This is a genomic window from Flavobacterium piscis, assembly GCF_031457575.1.
Taxonomy (GTDB): domain Bacteria; phylum Bacteroidota; class Bacteroidia; order Flavobacteriales; family Flavobacteriaceae; genus Flavobacterium; species Flavobacterium piscis_A.
In genome coordinates this window covers 22,884-48,137 of the sequence record NZ_JAVDWQ010000021.1, presented here as the reverse complement: position 1 = coordinate 48,137, position 25,254 = coordinate 22,884, and the positions used below count along the sequence as shown (strand labels likewise).

The following is a 25,254-nucleotide window of genomic DNA, read 5'->3' as shown; positions in this document are numbered from 1 at the left end:
CTTTAATTTAGCTTTTGAGCCTCCTCTGTTATTTTAGCAATAGTCGGATCTGAATTGACGCCCAAGCCTTCTTGCTGGTAAACCAATTCCCCATCGGCATTAAAGACACTAATGATATTTGAATGAGAAAAATCCAAAGGAGCAATTTTTTTATAATTTACCGCCAAAACCGCTGCAAATTCTCTGGTGTTTTCTTCGGTAGAACGCAAGAAAACCCACTGATTATTGTCCATTTTATTCTCGATAGCAAAAGCTTTTAAACGTTTAGGCGTATCTACTTCCGGGTCAATACTCACTAAAACCATTTTTATATGGCTTTTGACGTTTTGAGGCAAACGCTGTTCTATATTACGCATATCGGCGACCAAACGAGGGCAAGCCGCTTTACAGGATGTATAAATCATAACCATAACCAGTACCTTACCTTTCAAATCCTTCATTTCAATATTTCCCCCGTTTTGATTCGTCCATTTTGAAGGAAGATTATAAATCGATAAATCGGAAATCGCTTTTTCTTTTACGGTTGGTTTTTCTTTCTGGCTACAGGATTGCAGCGTTAATACTGCCAAAAATACTCCTGCAAAAAGTAAGCTGAAACTTCTATTTTTTATTATCCGGCATTCTTTTTTTGATCTCATTGTCTTGATTTTTAGTGGGGCTTACTAGAGCTTTTTTATCTTTGGCACAGCGAAATCCAAGATTTCTTGTGGTGTATCTCGCTTTTAAACTACCTCTAAAAGCATAACGCATAAAAGCAGCATAATTCATTAAATCGGTCGCATTTACTGATCCGCTTCCACAAAAAAGATTCTTGTCGGTATCTTTATCTTTTCTGGATTCACCCGAAAGAAAAATGCTGTTGAAGTCGGATGTCCACTCCCAAACCAAACCATGCATATCATAAACTCCCCAATAATTTCTGAAGGTTTTACCTACCGGATTTTTAAAGGTTTTTGGTTTCTCATACCAGGATAAAATATATCTGTTGAAATCTTCTTTGGTACGGGCATCTACTCGTTTTTCATCAGCCATGCCTGTAAATTCCCATTCATCCATAGAAGGCAGCCTTTTCCCCTGACACTCACAATATTTTTTGGCTGCAAACCAGGAGACATTGGTTACAGGAGCATTACTTAAATTATCTTTTCCGTAATTATAATCCCCCTCCCATTGCGACAGATAACTCTTATCTGCAAAAAGTCCTTTAATTTTAGAACGGCTGTATTCAGGATACTTTTTCAAAAAAGCTAAATACTGAGCATTCGTAACAGGATATACATCCAATTTGAATGGTATAACTTTGACCGGTTTTTTGTTAACGGCACCATAAAGGGGGATAAAAGCCCCCCCATTTATAGTTGCCATATTAACTTCCTGAGCACAAAGGGTACTTATCAGTAATAAAAAGAAAATGATTATTGTTTTTTGCGTAAACATTGTTGTCTTTTTACTGTAGTACATTATTTTCTTTGGGCTTTCACCATTGCCACTGTCACTACTTTTTTACTATTCCCCCAATTGGAGTAAACATACGTCATAACGTCTGCCAGCTGCTGATCAGTCAAAGCCTGAGGAGGCATCGCTCCATTAAACTTTTTACCATTTACGACAATTGGTCCGTTTAAACCTTTTACAACTCCTTTTATCGCACGATTCACATCTTTATTCAAATAATCAGACTTTGCTAAAGGCGGAAAAGCTACTGGTATTCCCTGACCTGCAGATTGATGACAAGTAATACAGACCTTGTTATACACTCCCTTTCCCTGAACTATATTTTGGCTGAATCCATAGAGACTTAATCCCATCATTACTATTGTAAAGACATATTTTTTCATTATTCTTAATTTTTTAAATTTACTTCAATATATTAGTGTTCTGCAGTCACTTTTGGAGCAGGTTTTGCTCTAACTGATTTTACTTTTGCCGGAGTTACCACTGTTTTATTATTCCCCCAGCTGTTATACACATAAGTCAAAACATCAGCAAGTTCTTCATCACTCAAATGTTGGCTGGTCATAACGTTATTGTATTTTATACCGTTCACCATAATTTCTCCACTTAATCCATGTAATACAGCACTGATGGCCCGCTCAGGATTTGCATTTAGAAAATCAGATTTGGCTAATGGCGGAAAAGCATTTGGAATTCCTTGTCCGCTAGATTGATGGCAGGCAAAACAGGTTCTTCCGTAGAGTTCCTTTCCTGATTTAATTTGTTCCGGAACGGTTTTAGCCTCTACACTTTTCACTGTACCTTTTTCTTTTGGCATGTTTTGTATGGTTCCTCCTTCTGGCAGATAAATACCTTCTTGTGTTGTTCCTGAATGTATTTTTTTATTTTCTTCCCCTTCCACTTTCAGCATTCCAAGAGCTCCTTTGTTGAATGCCCTAAAAATGGAGTGATCCACCAAGATAAAAGTACCGGGAACGTCAACTTTAAATTCGACTATTGCAGATCCTCCCGCAGGAATTAAAGTGGTTTGTACATTTTCATTAATCATATCTCCTCCTTCTATGTGTACTTTATCGAAAATTTCCCCAATAACATGGAATGAAGAGACCAGATTAGGCCCGCCGTTACCCATAAAAATACGCACCGTTTCACCCACTTTTGCCGTAATTGATTTATCTCCGGTTACAGCACCTACTTTTCCATTAAAGACTACATAATCTGGTTCTTCTTTGATTGCTTTATTCATATCAAAAGGCTGGTTTCCTTGTTCACCATAGCTGCCTTTTGTATAAAAATCGCCTTGCATTATATAGTATTCCTTATCCACTGGCGGTAATCCTCCCTCGGGTTCTACTAAAATCAAACCATACATTCCGTTTGCAATATGCATTCCTACTGGCGCTGTAGCACAATGATAGACATATAAACCTGGATTGATAGTTTTAAATTTGAAGACTTTTTCATGTCCCGGCGCCACCAATGAAGAAGTCGCTCCACCTCCCGGGCCAGTTACCGCATGCAAATCAATATTGTGCGGCATTTTATTATCCGGATGGTTTTTTAAGTGAAATTCGACCTCATCCCCTACTCTGGTTCTAATAAAACTCCCCGGAACAGAACCTCCAAAAGTCCAATAGGTATATTTTACCCCCTCTACCATTTCGCCTTCTTCTTCTTTAATCTCCATATTGACTATCAAGGTCATTGCCGCTCGGTCTCCAACTGGTTTAGGAACAAACGGCGGAGCAGTAAGCTCTGCTTCTTTTTGACCATCTACTTTAATACTCTGATAATATTGAGCATCTTTATTTTCATTTCTGGTACAGGAAAACATACCAAAAGTCAGTGCAATAGCTGCAGCAATTCGTATGCTTTGCTTCTTTAATTGTAGTTTAGGTTTCATAATTGTTTGGTGTTAAATCTATCTTAATTTTACAGCATAAATATAAAAGACAAAAAAGTCCTTTATTATGACATTTATCATCTTTCATATTTTTTAGTAATTTTTTATCCGAAATAATTGCTAAAACAAATTTTAAAACTCGCTTTTATGATAATATTTGAGTTTTTTTGATGAAAAAATAATCCGGCCAACGTCTCTCTGTTTAAACTAACCCAAGGACTGAAAGCCATATTAGTTGGCAGGTCTGCATAAATTACACGACTGTATTTGATGATTCTTCTAAAAGCGAATGTAATTATATCATTTTCCTGAAAGTAAATCCATACGGGATACTTTACCGGAAGCGCTGTTTTATCTGCTAATTTGTTCATTAAACTTTATTTTTGATTTTTAATCTTTTGTTGACTCACAAGAGATTGTAGTAATTCAATTTGATTAGCTAAAATCTCGTAGTGCTTTTCTATCGAGTAAAGATTCAAAAAATGATTAGTGGTACACCAAAAAACATTCTTGCCTATAATTTTGAAAGCATAATTATCTCGTTTTTGTTTACTGATGAAACTATTCGAATTAAAATAAAGGATAATTTTATCTTTTATTTTAATTGCAACAAAATAATGCTATTTTAAAAAAGCAAAACATGATAATAATCATTTCCCTTTCTTTTTTAAAACTGTAAAATTCCGGATGGAAAAACAGCTTTAAATACTTACACAAACAATTGAAAAACAAGTGATTAAAAATATTAAAATTAATTAAAGACAAATTTATCTTTAATTAAAAATAATAATTATGTTTGTACCAGTAATTGTAATTTAAAAACAAAAAAATGAAACTTAGAGAGGAAATAACAATAAGGGAATACGTTGCAAAAGACTTCAGAACAGCAGCAGTTTTCTCAAATTATGGCATTGATTTTTATTGCAAAGGAAACAGGACAATCCAGGAAGCCTGTGATAAAAAAGGTCATGATCCTGCAACCACTCTGAATGAAATTAATGCCGTTTTAAATTCTAAAAATGATAACAGTATCGATTTTAAATCACGGCCCCTGGATTTATTGGCAGATTATATTGAGAGAACACATCAACGGTATGTAGAAGAAAAAACACAAATCCTGCTTCCTTTTTTAGATAGACTATGCAGCGTACACGGAGTGAGTCATCCTGAATTGTTTGCCATCAACGAACTATTCGCAGGTTGCGAAGGTGAATTGGCCCAACTTATAAAAAAGGAAGAACAGATTCTCTTTCCTTTCATCACTAAGGTGCAGACTAATCTCTGTTGAGTTTTCATAAAAACTTTCTGCCTGAATGCATTCCTAACAAAAAATAAACCTAATAAACGAATTCTCATGGAAAAATACGTTATCAAAAGAAACGGCAAATACAAACCTTTTGAATCTTTTAAAATTAAAGATGCTATCGAAAAAAGCTTTCTGAGCGTTTCCATACCAACTGATGAATCTATTTTTACTAAAGTTATCGGGGATTTACAAACCAGGGAAACCTGGGCGGTTGAAGAGATACAGGACATAATCGAGAAAAACCTTTTTGAGAAACAGTATTTTGATGTTATGCGTTCGTTTATGTTATTCCGGCATACCCGAAAATTACAGCGTGAGCACATCAATGGTTTAAACGAAGACACAACTTATGTGGACAGTACACAAACGATTGAGGAATACACCGAGCAAACCGATTGGCGTATCAATGCCAATGCAAATACCTCCTACTCTAACGCCGGCCTTGTAAATAATGTAGCCGGAAAAATCATAGCTAATTATTGGTTAGATAAAGTCTACAGCAAAGAAGAAGGTCATGCGCACCGCAACGGAGACATTCATATTCATGATTTGGATTGTTTGACAGGATATTGCGCCGGCTGGAGTTTACGTGTACTATTGAACGACGGTTTTAATGGCGTGCGCGGGCGTGTAGAAAGCAAAGCCCCATCGCATTTCAGGGAAGCTCTTGGACAAATGGCCAACTTTCTTGGAATTTTACAAAGTGAATGGGCCGGTGCACAAGCCTTTAGTTCATTCGATACCTATTTGGCTCCTTATGTTTTTAAAGATAATTTGCCTTTTAATGAAGTCCTGAAAGCCGTACGAAGTTTTGTTTATAACCTGAATGTTCCTGCGCGCTGGGGGCAGTCGCCTTTCACCAACATTACTCTGGACTGGGTTGTTCCGGAAGATTTGAAATCACAGATTCCGACAAAAAATGATGTGCACTTTTTTGAGGGTAATTTTAATTATGAACTTTTGGTTCGGGCCAAAGAAAGAGGTGTCACGAAACTAACCGATTTGCGTTACGAACATTTTCAGCCCGAAATGAATCTCATCAACAAAGCATATTATACGGTTATGACTAAAGGTGATGCCAATGGCCAACCCTTCACCTTCCCTATTCCAACGGTAAATATCACCGAAGAATTTGATTGGAACAGCGAAAATAGCGACTTACTTTTTGAAAATACAGCCAAAATTGGTTCTTCCTATTTTCAAAATTTTATAGGAAGCCAATATATTTTGGATGAAAAAGGCGTAAAATCTGAAAATCCAAATGCGTATAAACCCAATGCCGTTCGCAGTATGTGCTGTCGTTTGCAATTAGATTTGCGTGAATTGTTAAAACGCGGTAACGGGCTTTTTGGAAGTGCCGAGATGACGGGAAGTATTGGAGTAGTTACCATCAACATGGCGCGTTTGGGATATTTATTTAAAGGAAACAAAACCGAACTGTTTAAACAATTAGACCGGTTATTGTATATTTCTAAATCTACTCTGGAGAAAAAAAGAGTCTTTATTCAGGAAATGTATGACCGGGGTTTGTATCCGTATACGAAACGTTATTTACAGCATTTCAGAAATCATTTTTCTACCATTGGCGTAAACGGAATGAACGAATTAATTGTAAACTATACTGAGAATCAGGATACAATAACTTCAACATCAGGAATTGCATTTGCTTCCGAAATTTTAGATCATATCCGCAACAGAATGAAAGAATTCCAGGAGGAGACCGGGAATCTGTACAATCTGGAAGCAACACCAGCAGAAGGTACAACTTATCGTTTTGCGAAGGAAGATAAAAAACGTTTTGCAGATATTTATCAGGCAGGACAGGAAGAAAATATCTATTACACAAACAGTTCGCAAATTCCGGTAGACCATACCGAGGATCCCTTTGAAGCCTTGTTTTTGCAGGATGAATTACAATGTAAATATACCGGAGGAACCGTCTTGCATTTATATATGAGCGAAAAAATCAGTTCACCGGAAGCCTGCAAACAATTTGTAAAAAAGGTTTTATCAAATTTTAAACTGCCTTATATCACCATAACGCCCGTCTTTAGTGTGTGCCCTGTACATGGATATCTGACCGGAGAACATGAATATTGCCCCAAATGTGATAATGAATTGATTGAAAAGGAAATTTCAAATTTAAAAACAATACCCATCCAGACATAACTTCACTAAATCTGACAACCTACATTTTGTTAATCTCTTAATGGTTAAAAAACTTCAAACCAACCTTAAACTTTAAATAAAAAAATTATGAAAACAGTCATTCCTATTTTAGAAGAAAAACAACATTTAAGAACCAAATGTCTTGTGTACACCAGAGTAATGGGCTATCATCGCCCTGTAGAGAGTTTCAACATTGGTAAAAAAGGAGAACATCAACAACGCACTCATTTCAATGAAGGAAAATACCAGTAATCCCATTTATAGTATAACCCCGTTTACTTTGTTGGATTATGCACATAAGTCAGCCTGCATTCTCTGGTTTGCAGGCTGTAATATGCGTTGTTTATATTGCTACAATCCGGAAATCGTACTTGGCAAAGGAACTATCTCATTTTCTAAAGCAATTTCTTTTCTTCATACCCGAAAAAATTTACTCGACGCAGTTGTTTTCAGCGGAGGTGAGTGCCTGTTGCACAAAAACATTTTAGAACTCATTATTGAAGTAAAAAAAATGGGATTTCATATAAAAATAGATACCAACGGCTCTAAACCTAATATCATAAAAACACTTATTGAAAACCAATTGATTGATTATATAGCTTTGGATTTTAAAGCCTTACCGGAATATTTTAAAAAAATAACCCAATCAAAACTTTTTGACAAATTTGAAAAATCCTTGCACTTATTACTGGAAAGCCAGATTCCGTTTGAAGTTCGTACAACAGTACATTCGGAACTGATACCTGAAAAAGTTATTCTACAAATGATTGCCTATTTAGAAAGCAAAAACTACCTCGGCAATTATTACATCCAGCATTTTGTAAATGGAGTACCAACTTTAAAATCATTAGGTCATTCTTACCAAAAATTAGACAGTCAAAAACTTTCCTCTGCCAGAATAAAAGTTTGTTTAAGAGGATAATTTCAAAAAACTATGAATCACCATTTACTCTTAATCATTCATCTTTTAAGCGCAGCCATTTGGGTTGGCGGACATTTACTGCTTTGTTTGGCATACTTGCCCCGGGCACTTAGTGAAAAAGACCCTGAAATTATTTTGAATTACGAAAAAAAATACGAACCTGTGGGTATGACTTCTTTGTTTTTACTAGTGACAACAGGCATTTTGATGGCTTATAAATATGGAGTAACAATAGACTATTGGTTTCAATTTGCAACTCCCATCGAGAAAGTAATTTCATTAAAATTAATTTTATTGCTATTAACTGCAGCTCTTGCATTGAGCGCTCAATTTCGGGTTTTGCCCAAACTAAAAACCGATTCGGGTAAATTACCCGAAATGGCTTTACATATTCTGTCGGTCACAACAATCGGTATTTTAATGCTAATTTTTGGGTCCTTTATTCGGTTTGGAGGTTTCTAATTGCTATAACAGCACTCAAATAACATTTTGAAAACATATCATCATGACAAATAACTTTCAATCTTCATAGAAAAACAATTCTTTAAAAATGACATGTAATCGACAATTAAAAAAATGGATACAAACGAAATAAAAAATTTAAAAGAGCGAATATTAAAACTAAAAAAGCAAAAAAATGCAGTTCTTTTAGCGCATTATTATCAGGAAAAAGAGATTCAGGACATTGCAGATTATGTTGGGGACAGCTTAGGATTATCTCAGGAAGCTGCGAAAGTGGATGCAGATATTATTCTTTTTGCCGGGGTTCATTTTATGGCAGAAACAGCAAAGATTTTAAATCCTGCCAAAAAAGTGATTCTCCCTGATTTAAATGCCGGTTGTTCTCTGGCTGAATCATGCCCTGCTGATTTATTTAAAAAATTTATTGATCAGCATCCTGACCATATTGTGATCACGTATGTGAATTGTTCTGCAGAAGTAAAAACGTTAACCGACATTGTTTGCACATCTGCAAATGCGGTAAAAATTGTAGAATCAATCCCAAAAGACACTCCGATCATTTTTGCCCCTGATAAAAATTTGGGAAAATATGTTATGAGCAAAACGGGACGGGATATGCTATTATGGGATGGTTCCTGCGTAGTTCATGAAGCTTTTTCATTAGATAAATTAATTGAATTATACAAACAGCATCCAGACGCAAAAATTATTGCACATCCGGAATCAGAAACACATATTTTAGCTACTGCCAGTTATATTGGCTCTACTTCGGGAATGATAGATTATGTAAAAACAGATCCGGGCAATAAATTTATTGTGGCTACAGAATTTGGCATTTTACATAAAATGCAGGAAAAAGTTCCGGAAAAAACATTAATTCCAGCCCCTGCAAAAGAAGACAACACTTGTGCCTGCAGCGAATGCGGCTACATGAAAATGAACACCCTGCAAAAAGTATATGACTGCTTAGTAAATGAAAGTCCTGAAGTTATCGTAACCGAAGAAATTATCAAAAAAGCGTTAATTCCGATAGAAAGAATGCTTGAATTATCAAAATAATGATAAATACCAATTACTTGATTATAGGTTCTGGTGTTGCTGGTTTAACATTTGCACTCCGGATAGCAGAGCAGTTTCCGTACAAAAAAGTAACTATTGTTACCAAAGCGAATGCTGACGAATCGAATACTAAATATGCCCAGGGCGGGATAGCCATTGTTACTGATAAAAATGAAGATTCATACCAAAAGCATATCGAAGATACACTTATTTGCGGAGATGGATTGTGTGATGAAACTGTGGTAAAAATGGTTGTTACTGAAGGTCCAAAACGACTAAAACAACTGATAGAATGGGGAGCAAAATTTGACAAAAACTCCGATGGTAATCTTAATTTAGGTAAAGAAGGAGGTCATTCTGAAAACCGCGTAGTGCATCATAAAGACCAAACAGGTTATGAAATAGAACGTGCTATTTTGATGCGGGTCTATCAAAAAAATAACATTACTGTTCTCGACCATCATTTTGCCACCGATTTAATTACATCTGAAAATTGTTGTTTAGGAGCCATTGTTTTAGATGAAAAAACACAGCAGATAAACACTTACAAATCTGACATCACACTATTGGCTACCGGCGGAATTGGTCATCTTTACGGACATACCACTAATCCGGTAATAGCAACCGGTGACGGAATTGCAATGGCATATCGCGCTCATGCCAATATTAAAGAAATGGAATTTATTCAATTTCACCCTACCTCTTTTTATGAAGTGTCTACTGGTTCCAAATTTTTGATTTCGGAGGCAGTTCGTGGTTTTGGTGCCTGGTTACGCACCAAAAACGGACATCGCTTTATGATTGATTATGATGCCCGAAAAGAATTAGCCTCCAGGGATATTGTATCACAAAGTATTGATTTGGAACTAAAAAAATCAGGAGATGATTGTGTTTATTTAGATTGTACCCACCTTGATTTGGAAACTTTCAAAAAGCATTTTCCAATGATTTATAAGCACTGTTTAAAAGCAGGAACTGACATTAAAAAAGACTGGATTCCTGTAGTTCCGGCACAGCATTACCTTTGCGGGGGAATTGTAGTTGATACTGATGGAAGAACATCTGTAACAAATTTATTTGCTTGTGGCGAATGCTCTCAAACGGGTTTGCATGGTGCAAATCGATTAGCTTCAAATTCATTATTGGAAGCTTTAGTCTATTCGAATAAAATTTATGAATTTTTAGCCAGTCCTGATTTAGAAATAAAAGAAGCTGCGTTTAAAATTTCAGAAGCAGTACAGACTGATAAACCAAAAATTGATTCTGAATATTTGACAACATTAAAAACCAGACTTCAGCATTTGATGAGACAAAATGCCGGAATCGTTAGATATGATACTGACTTACTGAATGCTCAAGAACAACTTTTGAAATGGAAGAAAAAAATGGAAGAAATTGGAAAAACGCATCAAATTAGTGTTTCATATTACGAATTATTAAATATGATTACTATCGGAAGTTTGATTGTATCACATTCTATTGAACGAAAGGAAAATTGTGGTGGTTTTGTTAAATTTAAAACACTCTCTTTTGTTTAGAAACTTTCAAGAATGATTTATCATTATTTATAAATTAGTCAATATGCAAATCCGGACAGCAGGGTAAATTGTCTGGTCTTCAGATAAATAAATAATAAATTTTTGTTAAACAATTAAACCCTTCGTTTGATTTATTGTCTTACATCTGTAAATCAAATAAAAAAACAAATCATGAAAAAATTATTTATTGCAGCATTGTTATTCGTTGGAATAGCAAGTTTCGCACAAGATGGCGATATGGATCAAAAACCAGCTCGTGAACAAAGAGAGCGTTTAACTCCAGAACAGCGAAATGAAAAACAACTGAAAAAATTAACCTCTGAGTTGACTTTAAACGCAAACCAACAAGAACAGGTAAAACAATTGCTTGCCGAAAGAAGCGCTAAATCTGAAAAATTAAGAGACGCCGGAAAAGAGCAAAGAGAAAAAGGCACTAAACTAACTGATGCTCAAAAAGAAGCTTTCAAAAAAGAAATGATTGCGGAAAAGGATGCAAATGATGCCAAAATGAAAGGAATTTTAACTGCCGACCAATATACTAAATGGAAAGCACTACAGGATCAAAAGAAAGATGAGGGCAGAGAAAAAATGAAAAAGTACAAAAAAGATAAAAATAAATCTTAATCAATCAGAAGAGGTGTAAAAAGCCTCTTTTTTATTTTACTATAATTGACCAAAAATGTTTTTGTTCTCAAATACTTACGTTTAATTAAAAACTACTAAAAAAATATTACTCTAAAATGCGATTTACCTGCGTAAAATTTCTTTGGTAATATCCTTCTTTTGTTGAAGAAATCATAACACCTCCATGGGTTGAGGCGTGAACAAATTTAATTTCTTCATCTGTTACTTCTACTACCATTCCGACATGGTTAATCTGATGTCTTCCATTAGTCTTAAAGAAAATCAAATCTCCTTTTTGTACTTCTTCTGAATTGACCTTAATACCAATTCTTGATTGCTCCAGTGAAGTTCTTGGCAACCTGATGTCAAAATTTCCAAAAGTAGAATACATTAATCCTGAACAATCAAAACCTGCTTTCGATGTTCCGCCTGAGCGATAACGAATACCTATATTTTCTGTAGCATTATAAACTAATTGATCAATCAAATCAGAATGATTGGAAACTTTTACTGTGCCGGAATCCACTTTCACAACTGAAGTTTCAGATTTTACGATTGGATTATTTAATATTTTATCCGGGGAGTTGACTGATGGATTTGTATTTTGATACGCTATGGCCTTTTCTTTTGAAGTAAGAATCTTCAGTTTATATCCGATAGGCAACTTTGTTTTGACCTCAGGATTTTGCATTTCTAATTCGGCAACTGTGATTCCGAATTCTTTTGCAATGGAATATTTGGTTTCTTTAGGCTGGACTTCTCTTATAATCTCTACGTTTGAAGCTTCTGCATGAGCAGTTGCAGGCCCTGTTACCACAATATTGGAAGGAATATTGATTTTTTGTCCGATTTTTAATCCTTCTGTTTCTAAAAAGGGATTTGCCTGCTTTAAATCCTCTATAGAAATTTTATATTGTTTGGAGATACCCCAGAGTGTTTCTTTGGCTAAAACTTCATGTAAACCAGGAGTTGGATTTGTAACTGGCTCATTGGATTTACTTATTGAAGACTGATTGGTATTTGGAATTAATAAAACCGAATTCAGTTTTAAAATCTTAGGAGCATCAGGATTTGCTTCAGTAATGTCTTTCGGTTTAAGTCCATATTTCTTAGCAATTACGGTAATATTTTCACCTTTAGAAATAGTATGTTTAATATAATTTTCCTGAGAAAAGACACTGACACTAAAAAGAAAGAAGATAAAGACTAACCTAAAAATCATTATTTGGGAATTTTGAATTTTATATGCTGTTTGTTTTCTTATATTTTAAACTCCAAAAAAGAAAACAATATTACGAATAAGGCGAATTTAACTTTTTAAAGTAAAAAATGCACGTTTTTTAACAACTAATTTACCTCAAATTGACAACCATAAAATTGTTTTGATGTTAACTTAAAGTTTTTGTGTGAGTTATGATTTTATTTTAATATCATAAAATTTATGCCAAACGTAAAATTGAAAACTGAAGCCATAGCCCGGATGGAAGCGGTATCCTTTTGTTTTTTTCTTTAAAAAACAAAAGATATAGCGGACAGCTGGATTAGCTTCTAATAAAAAACGCCCTGTTTTCACAGAGCGTTTTGAGTATAATTGGATCTTAAATATTAAGCTTTACCGGCAGCAATTAAGTTTAATGCTGAACCTGCAACAAACCAGCCAATCTGGCCTGCGTTGTACGTATGGTTGGCCAGAATGATATCTTTTGAACCATTTTCATGAACGAATTCTAACGTTAATGGTTTTCCCGGAGCGAACTCAGTTAAATCAGTAAAGTTAATAGTATCGTTTTCCTGAATTTTATCATAATCAGCTTCGTTAGCGAAAGTCAATCCTAAAAGACCTTGTTTTTTAAGGTTGGTTTCGTGAATACGGGCAAAAGATTTTACCAGTACTGCTTTAACTCCTAAGAAACGAGGCTCCATAGCAGCATGCTCACGAGATGAACCTTCACCATAATTGTGATCTCCTACAACAATAGATGGTACACCAGCCGCTTTGTAAGCACGGGCTACAGCAGGAACTGCATCGTAAGAACCTGTCAATTGATTTTTAACAGAGTTTGTTTTTTGATTGAATGCGTTTACAGCACCAATGAGCATATTATTAGAAATATTATCTAAATGTCCGCGGAAACGCAGCCATGGACCAGCCATAGAAATGTGATCTGTAGTACATTTTCCGAACGCTTTGATCAATAGTTTAGCACCAGTAATGTTTTTACCATCCCAGGCATCAAACGGAGCTAATAATTGCAAACGCTCTGATGTTTCACTTACTGCAACCTGAACTCCTGAACCATCTTCAGCCGGAGCCTGAAAACCCGGATCTTCTGCGTAGAAACCTTTTGATGGCAATTCGTCACCTGTTGGAGCATCAAGCATTACCTCTTCTCCATCCTCATTGATTAAGGTATCTGTTAATGGATTGAAACCTAAATCTCCTGCAATAGCCATAGCGGTTACCAATTCGGGAGAACCTACGAAAGCCAAAGTATTGGGGTTACCATCTGCACGTTTTGAAAAGTTACGGTTGAAAGAGTGAACAATAGTATTTCTTTCTTCTTTTTCAGCACCTTCTCTGTCCCACATACCAATGCATGGCCCGCAGGCATTTGCAAAAACGGTAGCACCAATTTTATCAAAAGTATCAATAAAACCATCTCTCTCGATAGTAGAACGGACTACTTCTGACCCTGGAGTGATCGTAAATTCAGATTTTATTTTTAAATTTTTAGCCGTCACTTGTTGAGCCAATGAAGCGGCACGAGCGATATCCTCGTAAGAAGAGTTGGTACAAGAACCAATTAAACCAACCTGAATTTGTAATGGCCAGTTATTTTTAATCGCTTCTTCTTTCATTTTAGAAATTGGCGTAGCTAAATCCGGTGTAAAAGGACCATTTAAGTGTGGCTCTAATTGGGATAAGTTGATTTCGATAACCTGATCAAAATATTTTTCAGGGTCAGCATAAACTTCCGGATCTCCTGTTAAGTAAGGAGCTATTTTATCAGCAGCATCAGCAACATCAGCTCTGTTTGTAGAACGCAGGTAACGACTCATAGAATCATCATAACCAAAAGTTGAAGTCGTAGCTCCAATCTCGGCACCCATGTTACAAATAGTACCTTTACCAGTACAGGACATAGCAGTTGCGCCTTCTCCAAAATATTCAACAATTGCACCGGTACCACCTTTTACAGTCAGGATACCGGCAACTTTAAGGATTACATCTTTAGGAGCCGTCCAACCGGATAATTTACCGGTTAATTTCACTCCAATTAATTTAGGAAATTTCAATTCCCAAGCCATACCGGACATAACGTCTACAGCATCGGCTCCACCAACACCAATCGCTACCATTCCTAATCCACCTGCATTTACAGTGTGGGAATCGGTACCAATCATCATTCCACCAGGGAAAGCATAATTTTCAAGTACTACCTGGTGAATAATTCCTGCTCCCGGTTTCCAAAAACCAATTCCGTATTTATTAGAAACAGAGGAAAGGAAATCAAAAACTTCGTTACTCTGTGTTTTTGCCCTTGCCAAATCGGTTGCAGCATCAACTTTTGCCTGAATCAGGTGATCACAGTGAACCGTTGTAGGTACTGCAACTGTTTTCTTTCCGGCATGCATAAATTGCAATAATGCCATTTGGGCAGTTGCATCCTGACACGCTACACGATCCGGTGCAAAATCAACATAATCAACCCCTCTTCCAAACGCCTTAGACGGAGTTCCGTCCCAAAGGTGATTGTACAAAATTTTCTCTGTTAAAGTAAGTGGGCGACCAACTATCTCTCGTGCTTTATCAACACGACCAGGCATGTTGTCATACACTTTTTTAATCATTTCTATATCAAAAGCCATAAGATTATATAATTGTTTTTGTTATTTTTTATTTTTAACATCACAAGATACAAAAAACAGAGGAGCAATAAAAGAAAAAGCCCGAGTTTATGGCTCGGGCTTTTGAATTATGATTAACTCATTATGTGCTTATTTAACTAACTGCTTGTGAGATGGTGCAAACTTAGTCAGATCTATGCCAACCACTGCAGCTTTATATTCATCTATATTAGGAATTCGCCCAAGGATTGCAGATAAAACAACTACTGGTGTAGACGCAAGCAATGACTCTCCTTTTTTACGGTCGGAATCTTCAACAACTCTTCCCTGGAAAAGACGGGTTGAAGTTGCCATCACTGTATCACCTTTAGCTGCTTTTTCCTGATTACCCATGCAAAGGTTACAACCCGGACGCTCAAGATACATCATATTTTCGTATTCAGTACGTGCCGCAGGTTTTGGGGCATTATCGTTAAATTCGAAACCAGAGTACTTCTGCAACATATCCCAATCGCCTTCAGCCTTTAGTTCATCTATGATGTTATATGTAGGCGCTGCCACTACAAGCGGGGCTAGAAAAGCAACCTTACCTTGTTGTTCCTCTATATTCTTAAGCATTTGAGAAACTATTTTTAAATCACCTTTGTGAACCATGCAGGATCCAACAAAACCAAGATCTACTTTTTTCTCACCTCCATAAAAAGACAGTGCACGAATGGTATCGTGAGTGTAGCGTTTAGAAACATCTTTGTTATTCACATCAGGATCAGCAATCATTGGCTCTGAAATCTGATCCAGATCAATAACAACTTCAGCGTAATACTTAGCATTTGCATCTGGGGTCAGCGCTGGTTTATCACCTGATTTAATCTCTGCGATTCTCTTATCTGCTTTATTAATCAATCCTTGAAGAACCTGTTTCTTGTTGTCCATTCCTTTATCGATCATGATCTTGATTCTGCCCTTTGCAATCTCTAATGATTCAATCAAGGTGTCATCCAAAGAAATACAGATAGAAGCTTTTGCTTTCATTTCTGCAGTCCAATCAGTAAAAGTAAATGCCTGGTCAGCAGGAAGAGTCCCCAGGTGAACCTCAATGATTCTGCCCTGAAATACGTTCTCACCACCAAACTTCTGAAGCATCTGAGCTTGTGTAGCATGAACTACATCACGGAAATCCATGTGATCCTTCATATCTCCCTTAAATGTTACCTTTACCGATTCAGGAATTGGCATAGATGCTTCTCCTGTAGCCAATGCAAGAGCAACTGTTCCTGAGTCAGCACCAAAAGCAACACCTTTAGACATTCTTGTATGAGAGTCTCCACCGATTATAATTGCCCACTCGTCTATTGTAATATCGTTAAGTACCTTGTGAATTACATCAGTCATTGCATGATATTCCCCTTTCGGGTCACGAGCAGTTATTAAACCGAATTCGTTCATGAATTTCATCAATTTTGGAATGTTTGCCTGCGCTTTTTTATCCCAAACTGAAGCAGTGTGACAACCTGATTGGTAGGCACCATCAACGATTGGAGAAATTACTGTAGCAGCCATAGACTCCAATTCCTGAGCAGTCATAAGACCTGTAGTATCTTGCGAACCTACAATGTTAACTTCAACACGAACATCAGATCCAGCGTGTAACACTTTACCCGGAGTCGTACCAACAGCGTTTCTGTTGAAGATTTTTTCTACTGCTGTAAGACCTTGTCCTTCAATAGAAACCTCTTTTGACGGAGCAAATACTGTAGGAGTATCAATACCTAGAAGTTTACATGCAAATGTTTGTATTTTTTTACCAAATACAATTGCGTATGATCCACCAGCTTTAATGAATTCCATTTTCTGAGGCGTGAATGCCTTAGAAATATCAATTAACTCCTGGTCACCATTATATAGTTTTTTCTTTTTTGTGTTTATTGTAAGGACAGTCCCGGTAGCAACAGAGTAAGTTTCCTCAAGAACCGGATCACCACTTTCATTACGAATTGGGTTACCATCTGCATCTAATTTTTTAACCCAGTTTTTAAGGTCAATACCAATACCACCAGTAACATCAACAGTTGTCAGGAAGATTGGAGAAATACCGTTTGTTCCTGCAACAATTGGAGCAAAATTAACAAATGGAACATAAGGACTTGCTTGTTTACCAGTCCAAAGAGCCACGTTGTTTACACCTGACATTCTTGATGAACCTACACCCATGGTACCTCTCTCGGCAATCAACATCACGCTTTTATCTGGATGTTGTGCCTGCAGCGCCTTAATTTCCTCTTGTGCCTGAGGAGTAATCATACATTTACCATGTAATTCACGATCTGATCTTGAGTGGGCCTGATTACCCGGAGAAAGTAAATCAGTTGAGATGTCTCCCTCACCAGCAATAAATGTAACTACTTTAATTTCTTCTGCAACGTCTGGCAGTTTTGTAAAAAACTCAGCCTGTGCGTAACTTTCAATAATTTCTCTGGCGATTGCATTACCACTCTCGAATGCTTCCTTAAGACGGTCTGTATCCGCATCATAAAGGTATACTTGTGTTTTTAGCACTTTTGCAGCTTCTTTCGCAATAGCGATGTCATTACCTAAGGCTAAATCGAGAAGCACTTCAATCGAAGGACCACCTTTCATGTGTGATAATAATTCAAAAGCGAAAGCAGGTGTAATTTCTTTTACTACAGATTCGCCGAGAATAATCTCCTTTAAAAATTTGGCTTTTTCACCAGCTGCACTCGTGGTTCCTGGTATAGTGTTGTAGATAAAAAATTTAAGAGAATCTTCTCTGTATTCATTATTTACATCTTTAATTTGAGCAATGATTACACTTAACAAATCGGCACCATCAATTGGTTTCGGGTTAAGCCCTTGTTCTTTTCGCTCTTCAATTTCTTTAATGTAATCTTTATAAATATCATTATCAAAAGCCATAGTAAATAGGTATTTTTATTTTTTGTTCGCAAATTTAGGAATTAAAGCTGAGAATTAAAAAAAATATAATAGATGGACCTTTTTAGAAAATTATTATTGCAAAATAATGAATTTCATTGTTTTTTGTTGCCAAAAATTCAGTTTAGCACCTAAATAATAAATTATCAATAATTTAAAATCTTTTCTTTAACAAAGTCGAAATTATATGTTATAAACGAGATCTTATTTTACTTCGTTTTTGAGCGAGAATCTTTCTAAATAAGTATTTATAACGTTGTAGTTAATTCTTTCGATGTCATATTATACGTAAAACTACTTAAAATTTAAAAAAATTAAAATTATCTGCTGTAATTCAAATATTCCATTAACTTTGCAATTCAAAGTACTTTATTAAAAATACAACTATGAAAAACAAATTAGAAATTTTAGAACAATATTCTCAAAATCCCGGGGTAAAAATCAGTATTACTGTCACCCTCTTTAACATCATTCTTCTTACAACTTCACTGATAGGATTTAAATTCGAATTTCGTGCTCTCGAACAACTTGCTATAGTAAGTTTAATTATCGAGTTTGTTTATGGAACGGTGCTTTCATTTTTAATACTAAAGAACAAAGAAAAACACCTTCATCTCATTCCATTTCTGATATTAAATTGGTTTATTGGATGTTTTTGCCTCAATACTTTCATGTCCGTTTTTGAGGATTTGGCTATTTGGGTATATGTGATTACACTACTGTTTTGTATTTCTAATTTCTTTATTTACCGAAATACAGAACAGAGATACGTTTCTTCTCTCTCTTATTTTATAAACGGATTATCTTTTGCTCTGATTATTTATTTTGCTATTTATCTTGTTCCGATTATGCCTTATTCCTTCATTGGCATCATCGCACTTGGAATGGGCTTTTATGGATTAGTACCGGCAATTACATTGGGAATCCATACTATAACATTATTTCTTATTTATCAAAAAAAGAGAAAATACTTTCTCTCTTTCAGTATCGGATTTTCAATGGTATTGGTTAGCTTGATTGTTTTTATAGTGGGGCTGAATTTAGAAAGTGAAAAAATAACCCAAAATACCACCACCAAATCATTTGATTCAAACGAGGATCTGCCTGATTACATCACTATTTCACAAAACCTCAAACCCAATTTTTTGAATGAGATTTTATTTAAAAAAGACATCGTGTATACCTCTCAGGATAATTTTTTTGAATTTAGAAGTTTTAATTCTTTGGGAAATAGTCAATTTAATGAAAGAAAAATTCACAATCCCTTCATTACGATAGCCTATCTTTTCTGCAGGGATCTTAATTTGAGCGCAGATGACAAAATAAATATCCTAAAATCAAATTTTGATAAACGATTAGAAACCGAAGAACAACTCTGGAGCGGAGAAGATTTATTTACCAAAAATATCAGGGAAGATATAAAACTCTATCCCCAAACCCGATTGGCTTACACCGAAATTACAATGGATATTGCCTGCAAAAAAGAATCATGGCAAGATCAGGAAGCTATTTATTCATTCCAACTGCCCGAAGGATCTGTTGCCACATCATTATCATTATGGGTAAACGGCATTGAAAGAAAAGGAGTCCTTACTACCAAAGAAAAAGCAGCAAAAGTCTATAAGCAAATTGTTGGTATTGAAAGCCGCGACCCCTCTTTAATGCAATGGAAAGAAGGCAACAAAGTTGTTGTCAGAGTTTTTCCGGTAAATTTCAGCACACCCAGAACATTCAAATGCGGATTTACAACTCCTTTAAAAGTAGATGCCCACGAAATGAAATACCTAAGTCTTTCGATAAAAGGCCCGAATATTTCGAATGCACAAACATTATCCAGAATTCAGATAGTTGGAAATTTAAAAGTACAAACCAATAAAGACTTTGAGTTAAAAAACAACTACTATCTTAATCAATCTAAAGGACTTGACGATTGGGAAGCCACTATGCCTTTACATAAAAAATTACATTCTAATTCTTTTGTATGGAAGGATAAAATCTACGAAGTAAAAGATATCCAAAAAACGACTGTTCCTTTTACTGCATCAGAAATTATTTTGGATTTGAATAGTAATTGGACAACCGGGGAAATTGAATCAATTTTAAATTTAAAAGAAACACTCTTTTATGTCTATAGCAACAAAGAGAAAAAAGCAATTAACACCAAAAACTACAAAACTATTCAGGAAGAATTTAAAGGTTTGCATTACTCTTTATTACCCCTCTACAAACTAACACCAAACAGTTTGATTATTACCAAAAGTGGTACATTTTCTGCCAACTTTGAAGAACTTGAAAACTCTAATTATTTACAAAAAATAAAAACCAGAACTAAAGAAAGAAATTTAAAAGTCATTAATATTTCATCAGGAATTAATCCATTTTGGCAAACTATTAAAGAACAAAAATATGTTGATTTTTATCAGACAAGTCTAAAAAACAGTTTACAACTGATTGCTAAGAAACAATTTGTTTTATTTCAGACAGAAAAAAATTCGGTCAACATTGAGCCGGCAAACATTTCAATTCAGGAAAAATCAAAAACCAATGCAACAAAATCTACTGGTCCTAATCATATCTACAGAATGTATGCTTTCGGAAAAGTTTTAGAGGAACAAATCAAAATTCAAAATGACAGTTTAGCAATTAATCAATATGTAACCCTTGCAAAAGATGCCAATATTGTAACGCCGATTTCTTCATTAATTGTTTTAGAAACGGATGCTGATTATAAAAATAACGGAATAGATAAAAATGTCGATACACTTGGGAACGCAGCAATAAACAACGATGGTGCTGTTCCTGAACCTCATGAATGGTTGTTGATTATTATTGGACTAACAACACTATTTCTCTATTATCGAAAAAACAAAAAGCAAGCTATTTAATGGGAATTACTACAATACCATATAAAAAAGAAATAACAGTTCTTATTCTGGCTTGCCTTTTGGCTATGAACTATCCTATTGTAGTTGCCGGACTGGACAGCAATTTTTTTGGTGTGTTCTTTTCTATATTATTATTCCTTGTTACGGGTAGAAAAACTTCATTAAAAATGAGCTACCCGCTTTTAGGAATGATTTTCGCATTAGAATTTATTAGCTATCGCCTGCATACTAAAACACTACATTTTCAGGCTTTATCCTTATTTATCTGTTTTATCTACTACAGTTTTACTGGAAAGTTTTCGTTCATTGCTTTTATCTGTCTCTTTTTATTCTCGTCTGTTTTTGATCAATTATTCAATTATCTTACTGTCGAGATCAAACAGGCACTTTGTTATAATGTATATCTAACTTTAAGGAACTTCATTCCAATTGACAAAATAGAAGGCATTAATTTCTATATCAATAACGCAAAAATTTCAATAGATACTGCCTGTATGGGTTTATCAATGTTTAAAACAGGATTACTTACCGGCGCTTTCTTATTAACTTTAGAAGAACGAAAAAGGGATAAACATTTCAGTATTGTACAAATTTTACTTTTTTGCATGGTAGTAGTTTTACTGAATATAATTTCGAATTATTTTAGAATAATTACCCTAATTTTATTCAATTGTACCGAAGAAAACGTATTACATCACACTATCGGAATAATTTGCTTTGCATTCTACCAAATTGTACCAATGCTATTTTTGATTCGTTTCTTTAAACCAGAAATAGAAGAAATTACTAGTACTCCTGTTTCACTTAAATTGTTACCTATAATCATAACTACAGGAATACTATTCATTACGAGTTTAGAAATAAAAAAAGAACAAAATCAAAATATATTAGAAAATCTAGACCCAAAATACAATACTCAAAAAGGAGTTTGGGCAAACAAAGATGTTTTTAAGATTATAACTCCTGGAAAATTAACATACATCAAAACTCCTGTTCACAAACCTTTAATTTGTTGGACGGGAAATGGCTACAAAATCATTGAGTCTAAAAAAATCATCAGGAATCATGAAGAAATTTGGTTTGTAAAAATGGAGAAAGATAATATTCGATACTTTTCTTACTGGTGGTATGAATGTGGTAATAAAAAATACACTTCACTTGTAGAAGTCTTATTTATCAAACTTTTTTATAATAAACCCGTTCGTTTGATTAACGAAACAAGTAGGGCATATTGAATTGAAAAAGCCTAACAAATTTTAAATCTGTTAGGCTTTCTTTTAATTATTTTCTTTTAAATATTTATAAAAATATTCCTGAGTTGAGATTCCTACGGAATGACAAGATTGCGTATATTCTTTTGCGTTTTTTTTAACCAACACATTTGCTATTTTGTAGAAATATCAAATTGCGTGTTATTTTTTCCCTTACATTAACTTCTGAATTATGATTTCTTCCGTTATTCCTTCAGCATCAGCCTTGTAATTTTTAATAATTCTGTGACGCAAAATTCCGGTTGCTACTGCTTTTACATCTTCAATATCCGGAGAAAATTTACCATTGAATGCTGCGTGTGCTTTTGCTGCCAAAATTAAATTCTGAGACGCTCTTGGTCCTGCTCCCCAATCTAAATAATTTTTTACAAAATCATTAGACAAAGGGTTATCCGGACGTGTTTTACTTACTAAAGTCACAGCATATTCAATTACATTGTCTGCTACAGGAATCCTACGAATCAAATGTTGAAAATCTATAATTTCCTGTGCTGTAAATAAAGGATTTATTGTCGTTTTTACATCAGAAGTAGTTTGTTTCACTACCTGAACTTCTTCCTGAAAAGATGGATATTCTAATTTTACAGCAAACATAAAACGGTCTAATTGTGCTTCCGGCAACGGATATGTTCCTTCTTGCTCAATCGGGTTCTGTGTTGCTAGTACAAAATAAGGCAAATCCAGTTTATGATTTTCTCCGGCAATCGTAACCGAACGTTCCTGCATAGCTTCCAATAAAGCAGCTTGCGTTTTCGGTGGCGTCCTGTTGATCTCATCTGCTAAAATGATATTTGAGAAAATAGGGCCTTTTATAAATTTAAATTGTCGGTTTTCATCTAAAATTTCGCTTCCCAGAATATCCGATGGCATTAAATCTGGCGTAAACTGAATTCTTTTAAAATCCAAACCCAAAGCCTGAGATAATGTATTTATCATTAAGGTTTTTGCTAAACCCGGAACACCAATTAAAAGTGCGTGCCCTCCTGAAAATATGCATAGTAAAATTTGATCTACAACTGCATCCTGACCTACAATGATTTTTGCTATTTCGGTTTTTAATTCGTTTCGTTTCTGAACTAAATTATGAATTGCTGCTACATCAGACATTTATGTATGTTTTTAAATTAAAAAAGAGTTAGCTCTATGAATTCATAAAACTAGCTCTTTTTATTTATTTTATAAAAATTATTTTTTCAACCAATTGTTTGTAAAATCACAATTTCTGTATTCACCAATTATTTTTATGTAAGTATCTTTAATTTTAGTATCAAACCATTTTCCAATAGCGTTGAATTGTTTTTCTTTCAGGGCTAATTCTTTAATCTTAGTGTAATCCTGGGCATAATCGGCAATATGGGAATCGATCCTGTTTGTTACAGTAATTAGCTTGTATGTTTTTTTACCTTTATCATCTATATTTAAAAGTGGCTGTGAAATCTCATTGTCTTTTAAATTCGAAACTTGCGAATATAAAGTAGGATCCATTTTAGTCAGTTCAAAACGAGTATCCTGTGTATTAGGATTCACCAAAGTTCCTCCATTTGCTCTGGTTTCTTTTTCATCAGACTCTGTTCTGGCAGCATCAGCAAAAGAAATTTCTTTACTTTCTATTTTCTTTCTAATATTTGTAATTCTTTCTTTGGCTTCTTTCAATGCATCTTCAGAAACTGTTGGTGAAATTAGAATATGGCGTAATTCTACTTCCTGACCCTTTATCTTATCAACCATAATGATATGAAATCCAAAAGGAGATTTAAATGGTTCAGAAATTTCCCCCTCATCCAAACTGAAAGCAACATCTTTAAATTCTTTCACAAAAGGTGTTTTTCTGGTCATTTTATAAAAACCACCACTAGATGATGATCCCGGATCTTGTGAATATAAAACGGCTTTGGTAGCAAAACTGGAACCTTCTAAAACATCTTTTCTAATGCCATTTAATCGATCAATAACTTTTTGCTCGTCTTCTTTTGAGACTTTTGGCTCTACCACAATTTGGGCTACTTCCATTTCGGCTCCAAAAGTGGGCAACTCTTCCTTTGGTATTTTTTTAAAGAAATTACGAACCTCTTCAGGCGTAATTTCAACAGCATCAATAATTTTTTTCTGCATTTCGGCAGACAGCTTTTGTTCTTTTAGAATATCTGCAAAATAAGTTTTAAATTCTTCAACAGAACTTTTCTTGTAAAATTCTACAATCTTATTTATATCTCCACCCGCTTGTGGTAACATATAATTAAGTCTGTCATCCATCAGGCTTTTCACCTCTGCATCACTTACTATTATACTGTCCTGAATGGCCTGGTGCGCATACAATTTATCTTCTAAAAGTTTACCTAACATTTGACATCTTGTAATATCTTTCACCGATCCGCCCTGAGCAGCAATTTCAACAAAACCTTTATCAATATCGGAATCTAAAACAATATAATCTCCTACAGTGGCTATAATACCGTCAATTTTTTTCTTATCAATTGAAACTTCAACTGGTTTTTCAACAACAGTATCTTTAATAACTTCCTGTGCCGAAATAATTGAGCTGAAAAAAAACAAAAAACATATTGTTATCATCACTTTGAAATCAATAGTTTTTAGCTGTAATTTTTTTAATAACATTATTCTAAATTTAATTTAATGTAAAGTTCTCGTTTATGTGTCGGGTGATTTTTTGTCCCGTCACAAATTAGGTTCAAAATTTTATAGTCAAAAAAGCAATCCAATCTAAACGCATTTTTGACTTATAACGAACAAAAATAACAATTCAATTACATAATACAACTATCAGCAATACTATTAACAAAAAATTATAGGGATAGTTTTGAAAACCTGATAAAAAGAAAAAATACTGCAAAGTAATTA

20 protein-coding genes are annotated in these 25,254 nt (G+C 34.8%); 10 read left to right on the top strand and 10 right to left on the bottom strand.

What is annotated here, in order from left to right; translation table 11 throughout:
- Nucleotides 1–2 precede the first annotated feature (2 nt).
- The 5 genes from J2W48_RS20865 to J2W48_RS20845 all read right to left on the bottom strand — a co-directional run bounded on the left by J2W48_RS20865 (nt 3) and on the right by J2W48_RS20845 (nt 3,729).
- Nucleotides 3–638, bottom strand: a complete 636-nt coding sequence (locus J2W48_RS20865) for an SCO family protein (protein WP_310283909.1) — start codon at nt 636–638, stop codon at nt 3–5.
- Nucleotides 601–1,437 (bottom strand): formylglycine-generating enzyme family protein, encoded by an 837-nt coding sequence (locus tag J2W48_RS20860; protein WP_310283906.1) that lies wholly within the window; start codon nt 1,435–1,437, stop codon nt 601–603. Before J2W48_RS20860 ends, J2W48_RS20865 begins: the two co-directional genes overlap by 38 nt.
- A 23-nt stretch (nt 1,438–1,460) precedes the next feature.
- Nucleotides 1,461–1,838 carry a c-type cytochrome gene (locus J2W48_RS20855; RefSeq protein WP_310283905.1) on the bottom strand — a complete coding sequence of 126 codons (378 nt, stop codon included), beginning with the start codon at nt 1,836–1,838 and terminating at the stop codon, nt 1,461–1,463.
- 32 nt (nt 1,839–1,870) lie between these two features.
- Complete coding sequence (gene nirK / locus J2W48_RS20850; RefSeq protein WP_409025191.1) at nt 1,871–3,358, bottom strand: copper-containing nitrite reductase; 1,488 nt, start codon at nt 3,356–3,358, stop codon at nt 1,871–1,873.
- 104 nt (nt 3,359–3,462) lie between these two features.
- Nucleotides 3,463–3,729 (bottom strand): hypothetical protein, encoded by a 267-nt coding sequence (locus J2W48_RS20845; protein ID WP_310283901.1) that lies wholly within the window; start codon nt 3,727–3,729, stop codon nt 3,463–3,465.
- 458 nt (nt 3,730–4,187) lie between these two features.
- Here J2W48_RS20845 and J2W48_RS20840 point away from each other — a divergent pair, with 458 nt between their 5' ends.
- The 8 genes from J2W48_RS20840 to J2W48_RS20805 all read left to right on the top strand — a co-directional run bounded on the left by J2W48_RS20840 (nt 4,188) and on the right by J2W48_RS20805 (nt 11,438).
- Nucleotides 4,188–4,646, top strand: a complete 459-nt coding sequence (locus tag J2W48_RS20840; protein WP_310283899.1) for a DUF542 domain-containing protein — start codon at nt 4,188–4,190, stop codon at nt 4,644–4,646.
- Nucleotides 4,647–4,712: 66 nt separating this feature from the next.
- Entirely contained in the window at nt 4,713–6,833 is a 2,121-nt protein-coding gene (locus J2W48_RS20835; protein WP_310283897.1) for a ribonucleoside triphosphate reductase, read from the top strand.
- Nucleotides 6,834–6,920: 87 nt separating this feature from the next.
- Nucleotides 6,921–7,085 (top strand): anaerobic ribonucleoside-triphosphate reductase, encoded by a 165-nt coding sequence (gene nrdD / locus J2W48_RS20830; protein ID WP_310283895.1) that lies wholly within the window; start codon nt 6,921–6,923, stop codon nt 7,083–7,085.
- Nucleotides 7,066–7,755 (top strand): anaerobic ribonucleoside-triphosphate reductase activating protein, encoded by a 690-nt coding sequence (locus J2W48_RS20825; RefSeq protein ID WP_310283892.1) that lies wholly within the window; start codon nt 7,066–7,068, stop codon nt 7,753–7,755. Before nrdD ends, J2W48_RS20825 begins: the two co-directional genes overlap by 20 nt.
- A gap of 12 nt (nt 7,756–7,767) precedes the next feature.
- Nucleotides 7,768–8,217, top strand: coding sequence for a CopD family protein (locus J2W48_RS20820; protein ID WP_310283890.1), 450 nt, complete (start codon nt 7,768–7,770; stop codon nt 8,215–8,217).
- A gap of 114 nt (nt 8,218–8,331) precedes the next feature.
- On the top strand, nt 8,332–9,276 hold the full coding sequence (gene nadA, locus J2W48_RS20815) for a quinolinate synthase NadA (RefSeq protein WP_310283888.1): 945 nt from the start codon (nt 8,332–8,334) through the stop codon (nt 9,274–9,276).
- On the top strand, nt 9,276–10,814 hold the full coding sequence (nadB, locus tag J2W48_RS20810) for an L-aspartate oxidase (protein ID WP_310283886.1): 1,539 nt from the start codon (nt 9,276–9,278) through the stop codon (nt 10,812–10,814). The genes nadA and nadB overlap by 1 nt, the downstream gene beginning before the upstream one ends.
- Nucleotides 10,815–10,985: 171 nt before the next feature.
- Nucleotides 10,986–11,438 (top strand): hypothetical protein, encoded by a 453-nt coding sequence (locus tag J2W48_RS20805; protein ID WP_310283884.1) that lies wholly within the window; start codon nt 10,986–10,988, stop codon nt 11,436–11,438.
- Between the two features lie 106 nt (nt 11,439–11,544).
- On the opposite strand, the gene J2W48_RS20800 is transcribed toward J2W48_RS20805, so the two are convergent.
- The 3 genes from J2W48_RS20800 to J2W48_RS20790 all read right to left on the bottom strand — a co-directional run bounded on the left by J2W48_RS20800 (nt 11,545) and on the right by J2W48_RS20790 (nt 18,221).
- Entirely contained in the window at nt 11,545–12,660 is a 1,116-nt protein-coding gene (locus tag J2W48_RS20800; protein WP_310283881.1) for a C40 family peptidase, read from the bottom strand.
- A 383-nt stretch (nt 12,661–13,043) separates the two neighbouring features.
- The gene (locus J2W48_RS20795) at nt 13,044–15,308 is read right to left on the bottom strand and encodes an aconitate hydratase (protein WP_310283879.1); all 2,265 of its coding nucleotides are present in this window, start codon (nt 15,306–15,308) and stop codon (nt 13,044–13,046) included.
- A gap of 129 nt (nt 15,309–15,437) precedes the next feature.
- On the bottom strand, nt 15,438–18,221 hold the full coding sequence (locus J2W48_RS20790) for a bifunctional aconitate hydratase 2/2-methylisocitrate dehydratase (protein WP_310283878.1): 2,784 nt from the start codon (nt 18,219–18,221) through the stop codon (nt 15,438–15,440).
- A 404-nt stretch (nt 18,222–18,625) separates the two neighbouring features.
- Between J2W48_RS20790 and J2W48_RS20785 the strand changes: the two genes are divergently transcribed.
- Both J2W48_RS20785 and xrtN read left to right on the top strand, forming a co-directional pair.
- Nucleotides 18,626–21,124, top strand: a complete 2,499-nt coding sequence (locus J2W48_RS20785) for an XrtN system VIT domain-containing protein (RefSeq protein ID WP_310283877.1) — start codon at nt 18,626–18,628, stop codon at nt 21,122–21,124.
- A complete protein-coding gene (xrtN, locus tag J2W48_RS20780) occupies nt 21,124–22,359 on the top strand; it encodes an exosortase N (RefSeq protein WP_310283875.1) in 1,236 nt (411 codons plus the stop codon). Before J2W48_RS20785 ends, xrtN begins: the two co-directional genes overlap by 1 nt.
- Before the next feature lie 189 nt (nt 22,360–22,548).
- Here the strand turns inward: xrtN and J2W48_RS20775 are convergent, their stop codons facing one another.
- Both J2W48_RS20775 and J2W48_RS20770 read right to left on the bottom strand, forming a co-directional pair.
- Complete coding sequence (locus J2W48_RS20775; protein ID WP_310283872.1) at nt 22,549–23,502, bottom strand: AAA family ATPase; 954 nt, start codon at nt 23,500–23,502, stop codon at nt 22,549–22,551.
- Nucleotides 23,503–23,580: 78 nt separating this feature from the next.
- Nucleotides 23,581–25,011, bottom strand: coding sequence for a peptidylprolyl isomerase (locus J2W48_RS20770; RefSeq protein WP_310283870.1), 1,431 nt, complete (start codon nt 25,009–25,011; stop codon nt 23,581–23,583).
- Nucleotides 25,012–25,254 lie beyond the last annotated feature (243 nt).